The sequence below is a fragment of the Pseudolabrys sp. Root1462 genome, from assembly GCF_001426945.1.
GTDB lineage: Bacteria > Pseudomonadota > Alphaproteobacteria > Rhizobiales > Xanthobacteraceae > Pseudolabrys.
The window spans coordinates 2,285,219-2,298,931 of the sequence record NZ_LMFS01000001.1 but is presented as its reverse complement, the minus strand read 5'-3'; the positions used below and the strand labels follow the sequence as shown (position 1 = coordinate 2,298,931).

At 61.9% G+C, this 13,713-nt stretch carries 17 protein-coding genes and 1 tRNA gene; 7 read left to right on the top strand and 11 right to left on the bottom strand.

Features of this window, described 5'->3' with window-relative positions; translation table 11 throughout:
- Nucleotides 1-153 precede the first annotated feature (153 nt).
- Entirely contained in the window at nt 154-498 is a 345-nt protein-coding gene (locus ASD45_RS11300; protein WP_056911569.1) for a hypothetical protein, read from the bottom strand.
- Nucleotides 499-584: 86 nt separating this feature from the next.
- On the opposite strand from ASD45_RS11300, the gene ASD45_RS11295 reads away from it, so the two are divergent.
- The 3 genes from ASD45_RS11295 to ASD45_RS11285 all read left to right on the top strand — a co-directional run bounded on the left by ASD45_RS11295 (nt 585) and on the right by ASD45_RS11285 (nt 1,963).
- Nucleotides 585-941, top strand: coding sequence for a hypothetical protein (locus tag ASD45_RS11295; RefSeq protein ID WP_056911568.1), 357 nt, complete (start codon nt 585-587; stop codon nt 939-941).
- 84 nt (nt 942-1,025) lie between these two features.
- Nucleotides 1,026-1,538: a copper chaperone PCu(A)C gene (locus ASD45_RS11290; RefSeq protein ID WP_056911567.1), complete on the top strand. Its 513-nt coding sequence runs from the start codon at nt 1,026-1,028 to the stop codon at nt 1,536-1,538.
- Between the two features lie 176 nt (nt 1,539-1,714).
- A complete protein-coding gene (locus tag ASD45_RS11285; protein WP_056911566.1) occupies nt 1,715-1,963 on the top strand; it encodes a hypothetical protein in 249 nt (82 codons plus the stop codon).
- A 70-nt stretch (nt 1,964-2,033) separates the two neighbouring features.
- Here the strand turns inward: ASD45_RS11285 and ASD45_RS11280 are convergent, their stop codons facing one another.
- The 5 genes from ASD45_RS11280 to ASD45_RS11260 all read right to left on the bottom strand — a co-directional run bounded on the left by ASD45_RS11280 (nt 2,034) and on the right by ASD45_RS11260 (nt 7,292).
- A complete protein-coding gene (locus ASD45_RS11280; protein ID WP_200949660.1) occupies nt 2,034-2,618 on the bottom strand; it encodes a carboxymuconolactone decarboxylase family protein in 585 nt (194 codons plus the stop codon).
- Nucleotides 2,619-2,724: 106 nt separating this feature from the next.
- Nucleotides 2,725-3,087, bottom strand: a complete 363-nt coding sequence (locus tag ASD45_RS11275) for a septal ring lytic transglycosylase RlpA family protein (protein ID WP_056911565.1) — start codon at nt 3,085-3,087, stop codon at nt 2,725-2,727.
- A gap of 95 nt (nt 3,088-3,182) precedes the next feature.
- Nucleotides 3,183-3,770: a low affinity iron permease family protein gene (locus tag ASD45_RS11270; protein WP_244485307.1), complete on the bottom strand. Its 588-nt coding sequence runs from the start codon at nt 3,768-3,770 to the stop codon at nt 3,183-3,185.
- 3 nt (nt 3,771-3,773) lie between these two features.
- Complete coding sequence (gene ligD / locus ASD45_RS11265) at nt 3,774-6,422, bottom strand: DNA ligase D (protein ID WP_056911564.1); 2,649 nt, start codon at nt 6,420-6,422, stop codon at nt 3,774-3,776.
- Between the two features lie 12 nt (nt 6,423-6,434).
- Nucleotides 6,435-7,292 carry a Ku protein gene (locus ASD45_RS11260; protein WP_056911563.1) on the bottom strand — a complete coding sequence of 286 codons (858 nt, stop codon included), beginning with the start codon at nt 7,290-7,292 and terminating at the stop codon, nt 6,435-6,437.
- Between the two features lie 125 nt (nt 7,293-7,417).
- On the opposite strand from ASD45_RS11260, the gene ASD45_RS11255 reads away from it, so the two are divergent.
- A complete protein-coding gene (locus tag ASD45_RS11255; protein WP_056911562.1) occupies nt 7,418-7,597 on the top strand; it encodes a DUF1328 domain-containing protein in 180 nt (59 codons plus the stop codon).
- Between the two features lie 130 nt (nt 7,598-7,727).
- On the opposite strand, the gene ASD45_RS11250 is transcribed toward ASD45_RS11255, so the two are convergent.
- Together ASD45_RS11250 and ASD45_RS11245 are read right to left on the bottom strand one after the other, a co-directional pair.
- Entirely contained in the window at nt 7,728-8,273 is a 546-nt protein-coding gene (locus ASD45_RS11250; protein ID WP_056911561.1) for a sigma-70 family RNA polymerase sigma factor, read from the bottom strand.
- Nucleotides 8,273-8,461 (bottom strand): NepR family anti-sigma factor, encoded by a 189-nt coding sequence (locus tag ASD45_RS11245; RefSeq protein ID WP_056912725.1) that lies wholly within the window; start codon nt 8,459-8,461, stop codon nt 8,273-8,275. The genes ASD45_RS11250 and ASD45_RS11245 overlap by 1 nt, the downstream gene beginning before the upstream one ends.
- A gap of 264 nt (nt 8,462-8,725) precedes the next feature.
- Here ASD45_RS11245 and ASD45_RS11240 point away from each other — a divergent pair, with 264 nt between their 5' ends.
- The 3 genes from ASD45_RS11240 to ASD45_RS11230 all read left to right on the top strand — a co-directional run bounded on the left by ASD45_RS11240 (nt 8,726) and on the right by ASD45_RS11230 (nt 11,294).
- Nucleotides 8,726-9,526 carry a response regulator gene (locus ASD45_RS11240; RefSeq protein ID WP_056911560.1) on the top strand — a complete coding sequence of 267 codons (801 nt, stop codon included), beginning with the start codon at nt 8,726-8,728 and terminating at the stop codon, nt 9,524-9,526.
- A 134-nt stretch (nt 9,527-9,660) separates the two neighbouring features.
- Nucleotides 9,661-10,743 carry an HWE histidine kinase domain-containing protein gene (locus tag ASD45_RS11235; protein WP_082540787.1) on the top strand — a complete coding sequence of 361 codons (1,083 nt, stop codon included), beginning with the start codon at nt 9,661-9,663 and terminating at the stop codon, nt 10,741-10,743.
- 65 nt (nt 10,744-10,808) lie between these two features.
- Nucleotides 10,809-11,294: a DUF992 domain-containing protein gene (locus ASD45_RS11230; RefSeq protein WP_244485304.1), complete on the top strand. Its 486-nt coding sequence runs from the start codon at nt 10,809-10,811 to the stop codon at nt 11,292-11,294.
- Between the two features lie 103 nt (nt 11,295-11,397).
- Here ASD45_RS11230 and ASD45_RS23455 read toward each other — a convergent pair whose 3' ends face one another.
- The 3 genes from ASD45_RS23455 to ASD45_RS11220 all read right to left on the bottom strand — a co-directional run bounded on the left by ASD45_RS23455 (nt 11,398) and on the right by ASD45_RS11220 (nt 13,528).
- Entirely contained in the window at nt 11,398-11,982 is a 585-nt protein-coding gene (locus tag ASD45_RS23455) for a hypothetical protein (protein ID WP_156380805.1), read from the bottom strand.
- 98 nt (nt 11,983-12,080) lie between these two features.
- Nucleotides 12,081-12,154, bottom strand: a tRNA-Gln gene (locus tag ASD45_RS11225).
- A 147-nt stretch (nt 12,155-12,301) separates the two neighbouring features.
- Nucleotides 12,302-13,528: an MFS transporter gene (locus tag ASD45_RS11220; RefSeq protein ID WP_056911558.1), complete on the bottom strand. Its 1,227-nt coding sequence runs from the start codon at nt 13,526-13,528 to the stop codon at nt 12,302-12,304.
- Between the last annotated feature and the right edge of the window lie 185 nt (nt 13,529-13,713).

The following is a 13,713-nucleotide window of genomic DNA, read 5'->3' as shown; positions in this document are numbered from 1 at the left end:
GAAGAGGCACGAGCCTGTCGAACCCAGCCGTCAAGGGTCGCGAGCCCGTATAGCGAAGCGCCGGGTCAAGTTCAATGGCAGGGTGCCCAAACCGCCGGAATGCCAAGGGTTTGCCCCCGGTCTATCGGGCGTCGAAAATGGCCGGATCCTGTCCTAGTAGCGGCTTTGGACAGGGACCTCAACCGGGCTGCAGCCGCGCCGGCCGGTCAGGACACAGTCCTGGTTCTTACGCATGCTGGCCATGGTATCGGCGAGCCAGAGGCCCGCCCCGACCAGAAGCACCACGAAGGCGAAGGCGGCGATGTTGACGATCATCCGGTGCTGATAATCGTCGGGCGTGTCGTCCCGGGCGTATTTCGCCAGATCGTCATCGACGGCGCCGGGCCCGGTACCGTTTTTGCCGGTATTGCCTTGTCCCGGCGACGGGGTGCCGGCACGGCGGCGAAAGTTGACGACTTGCGCGCCGGAGTCCGGCGCCGAAGGTTCATGGTGAGCCATGGTATCGCTCAGCTTATCACGGCTCCGAACGCCTTTCGACAGGGCTGCGATGGACGGTTCCGTCTCAAAATCATAAGCTGACGATTATGTCTTTTCGTCTACCGACACGACGGCTGATTGCGCTGGCTGCGTCATACCTGATCGCGGCTCAGGTGATCTTGCTGCCGCTGTCGGTGGCTGCCGCGAGCCCGATGCTGAACGCGCTGTGCGTGTCGCAGCCGAGCGGGGCCGGCCATGGACCGGCCGGTTCCGACAATGGTTGCGGCTGCACGGCTGGCTGCGGCGTCTTGTGCTGTGCGCCTGCGGCCCTGAATACGCCGCCCGCCGAGTTCCTGGCGTCGCCGAAGCTCGTGCGCGTGCTCGCGCCGGTGGCGGCCTTCGGCTCCGGCATTCATTCGGACAGCCGCGGCTCGCACCATCCCCGCGCGCCACCGCTCGCCTGACCGCGAACACCTCCCCATTCCATATTTCTTTCAGGGCGACGACGCAGGAGGCCTGCGCGCGCCAACCTCATCAGGAGTCCTCTAATGTCACGTTTGATTCTGGCCGGCGCGCTTGCTGCCATGCTGACGTCGCCGGTAGTCGCCAAAGACTACACCGCCGGCTCGCTGAAGATCGAACAGCCGTGGGCGCGCGCAACGCCGAAAGGGGCGCCGGTCGGCGGCGGTTATTTTACCGTTACGAACAACGGCAGTGCGCCCGATCGTCTGGTCGGTGGTTCGGTGCCTGTGTCGTCAGGCTTTGAGATTCATGAGATGGCGATGGACAACGGCGTGATGAAGATGCGCATGCTGTCGAACGGGATCGAGATCAAGCCGGGCGCGACATTGACCTTCAAGCCGGGCGGCTATCATCTGATGTTCACCGGTCTCAAGGATCAGCTCAAGCAAGGCGAGACTTTCAAGGGCACGCTGCAGTTTGAAAAGGCCGGCAAAGTCGATGTCGAATTTAGCGTGCAAGGCATGGCGGCGACGGACGCCGGCGCTTCAGGCCGTGGCGGCATGCCGATGAGCCACGGCGACATGCAGATGAAGAAGTAAACCGGGAAATGGCAACGAAGGTCGTCTGCAATCAGCAGGTGGCCTTCGTCCCATGTCGGCACAGATCCCTTTCTGAACGACCGTTCAGGATTTTCCCGAATAAATAACGAAACAATTTTCGCTCCTGCGGCGTTGTGCCTCGGAACTAGAAAGCAAATTCAACCGAGGGAAAAGTCGTGAAAAAATGGATTGTCGGCGCCGCTCTAGGCGTTTCGTTGATCGCCGTTGCAATGCCCGCTTCGGCGGAAGTCGTTGTTCGCGCAGGCGGCAACGGCGTGGTTGTCCGTGAAGGCTATCGCCCTCACTACGATCGCGGCCGCCACTACGGCTGGCGTAACCACCGCGCTTCTGCGTGCCGCACCGTGACGGTCCGCCGTCACCGTCCGGACGGCAGCGTGGTGATTACCAAGCGCCGCGAGTGCTGATCCAGTTCATCTGACGACGCGAGAAAGCCCGGCGTTTTGCAACGCCGGGCTTTTTTTCATGCCGCAGCGGTTATTTCGGCTCGGCGAACACCAGCTTTTCGCCTTCCGGCGGCAAGGCGTTGAAGACATTAAGCGTCATCGAGATCAGCGAGTAATAGCCGAGAATGCCGACCAGCTCGACGGTGGCTTTTTCGCCGAGCACTGCGACCACGCGCTTGTAGTTTCGCTCGCTGACGCGGCGCTTTTTGTAGAGCTCGTGGACGAAATCATAGATTGCGCGTTCGTCCTTGGCGGCCGACTTGGGCACGCGGCCGGCGCGGAGATCGGCAATGGTCTTCGGCTTCACGCCGGCCTTCTCGGCGATCGGAGCGTGGGCGAACCACTCATACTGTGCGCGCCAGAGCCGTGCGGTGCACAAAACAGCGAATTCGGAGAGCCGCGGAGGCACACCGGACTGCAAGCGGCAGAAGCCGCCGAGCGCCTGCGCGAAATGGCCAAACTCCGGCGCGTGCAGCCAAACCCCGAACGGGCCTTGCGGCTTGATCGAAGCGCCGCGCGGACCGGAGCGGATGGCCCGCATCAGCGCCTTCTGCGGCTCATTCATGGTTTCGTCGGTGAGGGTCTGGAGACGGGGCGAGGGACGTTTGGCGGGCATGGCTATTCCAGGCTTGGATGAGGAATCTTGAGCCGGGAGGCGATAGCATGCCGCATGGGCGGGCGCACGCCCGCGCCGCCGCGTCCGAGAATACGGGCTGACCGGCTTATTCGACCGATGCGGTCACGTGAGCGAGGCCGCGGCTCTGCATTTTCAGCGCGCTGGCTGCCGCATAAGACAGATCGAGGACGCGGCCTTTGATGAAGGGGCCACGATCGTTGACGATCACGGTGACGGTCCGATTGGTCTTGGTGTCGGTGACGACCAGTTTGGTGCCAAAGGGCAGGGTGCGGTGGGCTGCCGTGAATTTGTTGGAGTCGTAGCGGACGCCGGCCGCGGTCCGGCCGGAATAGTTCTTGTCATAAAACGAGGCCACGCCGGAAAACTGTTTGCGCCCCTGCGCCATCGTCGCCGCAGGTATCAAAACGGCCGTCGTCGCAGCCACGACGATCAAGAGCCAAGCCCGCATCTATCTGCACTCCATCCGACATTGCTGCGCCGCAAGTAACGGAGGCATGTGGCAAAAAAGCGAACGCCGGAACCATTTAAAAGTTCCCCAGGACGTCAGGCGGCAGCGGCGTCGCTCTTGGCCGCTTTTCCCGAAGATCTTGCGCTGGAGCGGTTGGCGATATGGGAAGCGGCCATTTCGGCGCGCGCCCGGCAATCGGCGTGAAGCTCTTCCAGTTCTTCGTCGGTTAGATCTTCGACGGCCGCGAATTTGTCCTCCGCATCTTTCATCGCCAGAACCAGCTCGGACAATTTGATCTGCATCGACAGCATGTCGCGGTTCTGGGTGTTTTGAATGAGAAACACCATGAGGAACGTTACGATGGTTGTGCCGGTATTGATGATGAGCTGCCAGGTGTCGCTGTAATTGAAGATTGGACCTGTCACGATCCAAACAAGGATGACAGCGACGGCAAGGAGAAATGCGGCCGGATGTCCCGTCCAACTCGCGGTCTTCTGCGCAAAGACACTGAATTTCTGGGTCAGAGTCGGATGACGTCTGTCGTTACCGTGCCTGTCGACCGACGCGATGGCGGCGCTTTCACACGCCACCTTGTTTTCTTTAGTCATTAGGGCCCCGTCGAAAATCCAAGTTGCACTAGAACGCGCGACAATGCGCCGCGGTTCCCGACATGGCGCTGTCACTGCTCATCCGTTGGGCAGTTTCTGTTTGACCCGGCCGATACCGGCCCAAGGATCCTTGCGCATGCGCTTGAGCCGGCCCAGGACGTTGAGGACGGTGTATTGGTCGGCGCTCTTGATCCGCCCCAGTTCAGACCACTCGATCGGCACGGAGACCGCCGCGCCTGGACGCGCGCGCGTCGAATAGGGGGCGACAGCGGTAGCTTCGCGGCTGTTGCGCAGATAGTCGATGAAGATGCGATTATTGCGCTTGCTCTTGGTCGCGGTCGCGACATAGCGGTCGGGTTCGTCCGCGGCCATGGCTCCGGCGAGCGCCTGGGCGAATTCCTTGGCGGTTTCCCAAGGAGTCGGCGCGATCGGCAGTACGACATGCAGACCCTTGCCGCCGGAGGTCTTGAGGAAGCTCTTCAACTTCAGGTCGGAGAGGCGTTCGCGGACATCGCGCGCGGCTGCGACGATGTCTTTCCATCCGGTGCCCGGCCCCGGGTCGAGATCGAACACTAACCGATCGGCCTTGCCGAGCGCGTCAATGGTCGAACCGCGGGTGTGCACCTCGAGGACGCCGGCTTGCACCAGCGATAACATGCCGTCGAGCCCGTCGATTGAGATGATCTTGTCACCTTTTTCGGCGACCTCATGCAGGTGTGCGGTTGAGACCCCGGCGGATGCGTGTTTCTGGAAGAAACATTGGCCAGTGGCGCCATCCGGACAGCGGAGCAGGGAGATCGGCCGGCCGACGACATGCGGCGCCATCCACTTCCAGACAGACTGGTAGTACTCGGCAAGATCGCGCTTGGTAACTCCGACATCTTCCCAATAAACGCGGTCTGGATGAGTGAGATTGACGGCGCCGACGACATCGTTCGATTTCTTCGCGGCCACGGGGGCGCTGCGTTTCTTGCTTACGGTCGTGCTCGCAGCCACAACTTTCTCCGCCGATCTGTCCTCGCGGACGACTTCCGTCGCGGCCTTGTCTTCGCGCAGTCCCTGGAACGACGCCTGGCGTACGCGATTGCCGTGGGTCCAGCCGCGAAGGTCAACCTCCGCCACCAGCTTTGGTTCGACCCAGATCGGGGCACGGGCGCCGCGTTCCTCCGCTGGGACCGCGGCAAACGACGTGCGCGGGCGTTGCAGTGTCTTGAGCTTGCGATAGAGCGCCCGCGCGTTGTCGTGGGAGAAGCCGGTGCCAACACGCCCGGCATAGGTCAGCTTGCCCCGATCATAGACACCAAGCACCAGGGCACCGATCGCGTGGCTATCCGCCGTCGATGGGACATAACCGGCAATGACAAATTCCTGCCGACCGGTGCATTTGGCCTTCAGCCAGTCATGGCCGCGGCCGGAATGATAGGGCGCATCATCGCGCTTCGAGATGATGCCTTCGAGGCCAAGGCGGCAGGCGTGTTTCAGCAACACCGACCCGCGCTCGGTGATGGACTCGCTGAAGCGAAGCGGCGTCTTCGCCCCGGCCGTGCCGATCAAACCGGCCAGCGCCTCCTTGCGCTGGTGCAGCGGCAGGGCGCGCAGGTCCGACCCATCGCAGTAGAGCAAGTCGAAGACATAATAGATCAGCCGATCCTGACGCCCGGATTTCAATTCCTGCTGTAGCAGGGAAAAGCTGCTGACACCGTTCTCGTCTTCAACCACGAGTTCTCCGTCGATCAGCGCGCTGTCAACGGGCAGTTCGTCTATCGCGTCCGCGATGCCTCGAAACTTGTGCGTCCAGTCCAATCCCTTGCGCGTCAGCAGCTTGGCCTTGCCGCGATTCAGCCGAGCCTGAAGCCGGTAGCCATCGAACTTGATCTCGTGAATCCAATTCGCCGACTCCGGTGCCGTATCGGTCAACGTCGCCAGGCAAGGTTCGACAAAGTCGGGGAGGGGCGCGCGCTTGCCTCCTTTGGGCTTGCCGCCTTTTGCAGGCGCCGGCTTGCCCTCGGTAATCTTGTCCTGCTTCTGCACCAGCCGGGCGGACGCAGCCTTTTTTCGTTTTACGGCTTTGGCAGGCTTGAGCTCCGACGCCGACATCTTTTTCTTGGTCGCGGTCAGCACCTTCTTCATCGCCGCTTTCTCTTTGGCTGTGGCGCTCTTGCCTTCGGTGATTTCATCCATCGACCGGCCGGTCTTGATGGAGAAATCGGCCTCCTTGAGAATATCCGGCTGTTTCGCGGTGCGGGCGGCTTCGTCATCAGACTTGATCAGCAACCAGTTGTTGCGTTTTTCCCCGGGCCGCTTGTGCAGGCGGACGAGATGCCAATGGCCTTGCAGCTTGGCGCCGTCGAGGTCGAACGCCAGATGACCTTTTTTCAGCCCCCGATGCGGATCGCCTTCCGGGCTCCAGGTGCCGCGGTCCCAGACCATGACCGTGCCCCCGCCGTACTCGCCTTGGGGGATGGTGCCTTCGAACGTGTTGTAGTCGATCGGGTGATCTTCAACCTCGACAGCGAGGCGTTTCTCGCTCGGCACCAGGCTGGGGCCACGCGTCACCGCCCAGCTCTTCATGACGCCGTCGAGTTCGAGACGAAGATCGTAGTGCAGCCGCCGCGCTGCGTGCTTCTGGATGACGAATGCGTGGCCGCGCTTGGTGACGACCTTGCCCTTCGGCTCGGCGGTGATGCCGAACCGTCGCTTGCCGTGGTAGACTTTCAGCCCGGCCATGAGTGTTCAGACCTAGCTTGCCTTGCGCACTTTGCGCTTTGCCGTGGGACGCTTACGGCGCGCCGCCGGTTTTCTGGAAGCCGCGGGACGGTGGCGTTCGCTCTGGGCGCTGCGGCGCAACGCATCCATCAGATTGATGACGTTGCTCGGCTTGGGCTCGGCAACAGACACCGGCTTCTTTCCGGCGCGTTTGGCCTTGATCAGATCGAGCAGTGCCATCTCGTAACGATCCTCGAACTTCGACGGATCGAATTTGGTCTTCTTGGTTTCGAGAATGTGAGCTGCCAGCTTGAGCATGTCGGCCGGCACTTTGATATCAGGGATGTCATCGAAATAGTTGGCCTCTTCGCGCACCTCGTTCTTGTACCGCAAGGTCGTGGCGAGCAGGCCCTTGCCGCGCGGCCGGAGCAGGAGCAGGCGCTCGCGCCGGTAAACGACGACGCGGGCGAGACCGGCGAGGTCTTCCTTGCGCATCGCTTCACGGATCACGGCGAAGGCTTCCTGTGCGACTTCGTCCTGTGGCACGAGATAATAAGACTCGTCGAGAAATATCCGGTCGACCTCTGACATCGGTACGAATTCATCAATGTCGATGGTGTGCGTGCTCTCCAGCGCGACGTTATCGAGCTCGTCCTCCTCGATCAGGATGTACTGGCCCTTCTCGACTTCGTAGCCCTTCACCCGATCTTCCGGATTGACCGGCTCGCCACTCTCTGCATCGACCACTTCATTGCGGATGCGGTGGCCCGTCTCGCGATTGATGATGTTGAAACGAACGCGCTGACTGGTCGAGGTCGCGGGGTAAAGCGCGACCGAACAGGAGACCAGTGATAATTTGAGAAAGCCCTTCCAATTCGGACGCGGCGCCATGACGATACTCCTTACACGAGGGTCCAATCCGCAGGCCGGGACGAGGTTCCATCTTATACCCGAGCCAGGGAACATTCATCCCAAGAGGACGTTGATCAGAAAATCACCGTTTACGGAGGCTATCCATGATCGGATGGGCAGTAACGTTTCTGATCGTCGCGCTGATTGCGGCCGTCCTTGGTTTCGGCGGTATCGCGGGTGTCGCGGTCGAGGCGGCTAAGATCGTGTTTTTCGTCGCGCTGGTGCTGTTCGCCATTTCGGCGGTGGTGCACCTGATGCGGGGCCGGTCGCCGACCGTACCTTAAACACGCACTGCGCCTGAAACAGTAAGCCCGCGCGATCGATGATCGCGCGGGCTTTGTTTTGAGTGTTCTCATGCCGATAAAAAAGAACGGGCGGCCCGGCGGCCGCCCGTTCACGTTTATTCGTTATCGGCTATTTACTACCAGCGAGCACGGCTCGGGTTTGCTCATCTGGCCCGAAATCTTCACCGTCACGGACGTGAAGGATCTCGGCGAGCCGGTTGCGGGCCCGATTGACACGCGATTTGATGGTGCCGACCGCGCAATCGCAGATATGCGCTGCTTCCTCATAGGAAAATCCGGAGGCGCCAACCAATATTAGGGCTTCACGCTGATCCGACGGCAGCTGCGCCAGGGCCTCACGGAATTCACCGAATTCGATATGGCCGTGCTGTTCGGGCTGCGACTTCAGGGAGTCGGCATAGTGACCGTCGGCATCCTCCACCTCGCGGCGGCGCTTGCGATATTCCGAGCGAAAGTGATTGCGGAGAATGGTGAACAGCCACGCCGACATGTTGGTGCCGGGCTGGAACGAGTCGATGTTGGCAATGGCTCGCACCATCGTTTCCTGAACCAGGTCGTCGGCGCGATCGACATTCCCGCAGAGCGAGATCGCGAAGGCGCGAAGGCTCGGAATGGTATCGAGAATCTGTTGTCGGACGGCGTCGTCGATTGGCATTACGAGCGGTCCTTATTGTCTTTGTTGTCGAGCTGTTTCAGCAAATCAGCGAAGCGGTCAGGAACGCCCTGATTGACCACGTCGTCATAGATCGCGCGCAGTTGCTGGCCGAGACGGGCCTGAACTTCACGCCCGAGCTTGGCTGTTTTCACATCGTTTTTCCTGGTTCGTGCGGCCCCGGAGTCCATTGGCTGTTCTTGTCCCACGGCTTTGTCGCGATTGTTCGTCATCACAGTGACCCCGAAATCCTCCACCCCGGCTCATGGGGAGACGGAGGGTTCCCCCTATTATGGTCATGAACCCACCGGTCCCAGTTTGGTTCCAAGGTGAGATGGAACTTTTTTTGATGGAACTTTCTGATCAGGTTACAGTTTAGGACCCGTAAGTCCTTTTGGTTCGGGCGGCATGAGAGCCGCCGGACCGCGGGGGCGTGACCGTTTCGGGAGGGATTCTTGTCTATATCTCAGATAGTTGCCCAGCATGTGCCTTATCTGCGGCGTTACGCGCGGGCCTTGACCGGTAGCCAGCAGTCGGGCGACGCCTATGTGGCGGCAACGCTGGAGGCTCTCGTAGAGGATCCGAGCGTGCTCGATACCGGCGCGTCGACCCGGGTCGGGCTTTACCGTCTCTTCACGACCATCTGGAATTCCGTTGGGGTCAACACCGAGCCTGGGCTCAGTGCCGGCAATCAACCGGTGGAGCGGCATCTGTCGCAGATCGCGCCGTTGCCGCGTCAGGCGTTTCTGCTGATCGCGCTCGAGGGCCTGTCCGAGGACGAGGCGGCCAAGGTGCTCGACATCGACGTGCCGCAGTTGCGCGAACTCGTCGATCAATCCGGCCGTGAACTGGCTGCGGAGATCGCCACCGACGTGCTGATCATCGAAGACGAAACCTTCATCGCGCTCGATCTCGAAGCGTTGGTCGAAGGCCTCGGTCACAAGGTGCTCGGCGTCGCACGAACCCACAGCGAAGCCGTGGCGCTCGCGCGCGTCAAACAGCCGGGCGTCATCCTGGCCGACATCCAGCTCGCGGACGGCAGTTCCGGCCTCGACGCCGTCAACGAAATGCTGCGGACGTTCGAAGTGCCGGTGATCTTCATTACCGCTTATCCGGAGCGCTTCTTGACCGGCGAACGACCCGAACCGGCGTTCCTGATCGCCAAGCCGTTCCAGCCGGCTACGGTGTCTGCGGTTCTGAGCCAGGCTCTGTTTTTTGCGCGCAATGCGAAACGAAAAGAGCGGAAGGCAAGTTAGCGGTTGCCGGGTTTAGAGATGACGCGGGGTTCCGGTCCGCATTGTTGCGGGCCGGGCTTCGAATTCCAAGGATTTGCGGCCGCGGCAACAGATGTTAGGTCAGTGGGGGCGCGCGGCACTATGGATAAGAACTAATGTCAAATGGGACGCCGCCGGGAAGCGCGACGCCCGGCAGTCTCCAGTTAATTCAGCTGCAAGACGAATGCCGGCGGCTCGAAGCTCAGGTCAGCGCACAATCGATAGAACTCAATTTGTTGCGGGCACGATTTGCTCGTTACGAAACCGCGTTACGCGGGTCCCAAGTGGTCGTGTACACGCAGGACCGTAATCTCTATTTCACGTCGGTCAGCCACCCTATGCTCGGGCAGTCGATCGCGGATCTGCTCGGCCGCACCGATGAGGATGTCCTGCCGGCGGATGCCCGTGCTTCGGTCGTCGCGATCAAGCGCGAAGCTCTGGCGACCGGCGAGCCGCGTCGCACCGAATTCTCAGTGGCCGAAGGCCTCGGCCTGCGCTGGCACGATTTGCACATCGAGCCGCTGCGCAATGACGCCGGTGATATTATCGGCCTGACCTGCGCCTCCGTCGATGTTACCGAACGGAAGGAGGGTGAGGCGCATTTGCGTCTGCTGCTGCGCGAACTCACCCACCGCTCCAAGAATCTGCTGGCTGTGATCCAGGCCATGGCGCGGCAGACCGCGCGTCACGCCGGCTCCATCGACGCGTTTCTCCGGCAGTTCGGCGACCGCCTGCAGGCCCTCGCGGCATCGCATGACCTGCTGGTGCGCGAAAGCTGGTATGGCGCCTCGCTCAATGAGCTGGTGCGATCGCAGCTCTCGGTTTATCTCGACGGTGGCCAGCAGGTAGAAATCAACGGCCCGGAAGTCGCGCTCAAGCCGGAAGCCGCGCAGAATCTCGGGCTTGCGATTCATGAATTGAGCGCCAACGCGGCGCGCTTTGGCGCGCTGTCCGTGCCTGAGGGGCGCGTCGTGGTCGAGTGGCGCGGCGGCGGCAATCCGCATGAGGGGATCGAGCTCGACTGGCGCGAACAGTTCGGTCCGCGCGTCAGGCCCAGGCGCAAGCGCGGCTTCGGCAGCACCGTGATCGAAACCAACCTGACCCGGGCGCTCGACGCCAAGGTCGACATGATGTTCGATCCTGAAGGGCTGCACTGCCGCGTGCTGATTCCGGCCAGCCAGATCGTGACCGGGCGCTGAACGCCATGGAACTCGCGCCGATGCGCAGCGTTATTCCGCAGACTTTCCTGACAGAGGAGCTTCGTATGAATAAGCCACTGACCGCGCTGGTCGCGATGGCGATCGCTGGTGTCGTTTCAGCACCGGCCGCCCAGGCGCAAACGCAGGATCGCACCAAGGTCGGCGCGCTGACCTGCGATATTTCCGGCGGCATCGGCATGATCATCGCGTCGAAGAAGGACGTGACGTGCCTGTTTACGCCTTCGGCTCCCGACGCGCCGAAGGAAGTGTACACCGGTTCGATCACCAAATTCGGTCTCGACATCGGGGCAACCTCGGGCGGCGAGATGGTGTGGTCGGTGTTCGCGCCGAGCAACCGCAAGTTCGGCGCGTTGGCCGGCAGCTACGGCGGCGCGAGCGCGGAAGCGACCGTGGGCGTCGGCGCGGGCGCCAATGTGCTGGTCGGCGGCTCCGACCGTACCGTGACGCTGCAGCCGGTATCGGTGCAGGGCCAGACCGGTCTCAATTTGGCGGTCGGCGTCTCGGGCCTCAGCCTGCATCCGGCGCGCTAAGCGCTACGCATTCAAAGACTGATCGTGAGAGCAGGGCGCCGGTTTCGACCGGCGCCTTTTGCTGTTGCGACCCTGTTGGCCGATCATAGGCGCTTGGTTGATTTTATTTACGTGGCGGCGCTGGCCCTGTTGGTCCGCCGATATATCGGTTCGTACCGGTGTCGTGACCGAAGCCTGTCGGAACATCATCTGATAGGATGGCAGTGTGCGTACTGCTCGAACTAAGAGAATTTCCAGGCACAGCAATCGCAAGCCGTACTCGTTTCTTCCAATGCCGCCGAGATTCTTCTGATAAGGCGGCCTCAAACCGATCTACGGCCGAGTTAACTTCACCAACGAAGTTTCGTGCTCGCCAAATGTCTAGTTTGGCCTTGTTGTCGCCCCGTGGCCGTCCGTAATTGAGGTGTACGATTTGAGTCTGGATGTCCCCAATGTCAGGAATGTCGTAGGTCAAACGAGTGGTGGTGAAGTGATCGGCAGATGCGGCAGTCGTTGTTGATTTGCAGAAGAACTCCCAAAGGATACGCGCATGCACCCAAAAAGCCTCGATAGGTGCCATGCGTGCAACCCATTGCCCGCGGGTTTCCCTGTCGGACCCTGCCCACGCGCCGAGCGAGCCCTCGAGCATATCCAGTTCGTAGGGCAGATGTTCTTCTAGAACGTCTATCTGCGCTTGATCGAGGGCCATCGGCTCTTCTTTCGAGGTTGCGATCGAATGCCAAGCTTGTGGGGGGCACCTCTGGTCTCCATACCATGTCGGTACCGGAGACGCTCTGTGGTCGGTGCTGGCTGGGGAACTAGGATTCGAACCTAGACAAACAGAGTCAGAGTCTGTTGTGCTACCGTTACACCATTCCCCAGCAGGGACCGGGCGGAGCCCTTGGACGGGCCGCCGGGCGCGTGTGAAACCCGCGCTGGCCGGGCCCTCACATGGGCTAATTCGGCCGATTTGACAAGCCCCCGACGTCAGGATTTGGCCTCGCCCAAAGGTTAATGGGTGCAGGCGCTTAGGCCTCGGGGCGCGGCCGTTTCGGCACCGTCGTGACGGTGGCGACCGCCAGCAGCGCCGAGATCGCGACACCGATGAAGACCCAGCGCGGCTGGCCGGCGTCCATCAGCGCGCCGAACAGCATCGGCGCAACGATGCCGCCGAGGTTGAAGCCGGTGGTGACAAAGCCGAACACCCGGCCGAAGGCGCCGGGCGGCGTCGCTTCGCGCACGATCATGTCGCGCGACGGCGAGATGACGCCGGAGAAGAAGCCGAAGGCCGACATCACGGCGATCAGCGCCACCGTGTGCAGATCGAAGGCCGCGATCAGGGCGGCGGTCACCACCATGCCGACGAGGCCGAGGCCGGCGACGATGGCGTGCAGCGCGGTGCGCGTCACCACCAGGCCGCCGGCGAGTACGCCGATGGCCGTCAGCATCAGCAGACTGGTCAGTGCGATGTTGGCCGTATCGACCGGGGTGCCGAACAGGGCACCGAGCGCGACCACGGAATAGTTGTTCATGCCGCTGTTCATCACAGCGAGCAGCACGAAGAACATGAGGTTGAGCAGGATCGCCGGCGACATCAGCATGGTCCAGCCGCCGGCTTTGCTTGCGGATGCGTCATGGGCCTGCGGCCGGACGGCGGGCAGCGGCTGCGGATCGCGCACCATCAGCACCAGCGCGGCGACGATCAGGCCGCCGATGCCGGCGCCGATGAAGGCGCCGCGCCAGCCCCACAGTGTCTGCATCATCAGCAGCGTCGGCGGCGCCAGCGCCGAACCGAGCATGCCGGCGAAGGTGTGCACGGAGAACGCCTGGCCGATGCGGTGCTCGCGCACGTGCTGCGACAGCAGCGCGTAATCGGCCGGGTGATAGACGGTGTTGCCAACGCCGGCGATGGCGAACATCGCCACCAGGAACCAGAATGAATGCACGAGGCCGGCGAGCACGAAGGCAACGGCGCCGAGCAGCAAGCCCCAGAACAGGAGGATGCGCGCGCCGAAACGGTCGATGAGGAAGCCGGCCGGCGTCTGCAGCGCCGCCGAGACGACGTTGAAGGTGGCGATGGCGAAGCCGATCTCGGTGTAGGTGACGCCGTAATCGGCGCGCACATAGGGCAGCAGAGGCGCCAGAATGATGATGTAGTAGTGCGACACGAAATGCGCGGCGCAGACGGCCGCAATCAGCCGAGTCGGCGAGGCCGCGGCGCGCGGCGCCAGCGGCGCTTCGGTCAATTGGGTCATTGGACGTTTCTTCCCGGCAGTAGTCCTGACTTATCGCGGCCGGACCGGCCAATCCAGCGCATTTCGGGCAAGGTGGGTATGTGGAACCTGGATTTCGGATTCGCGCGAATGACGGACATGCGTCATCGCCCGCATTGTTTGGTCGGCCCCGGGCAGGCCGCATTCCCAAATTCGCATTCCCAGCT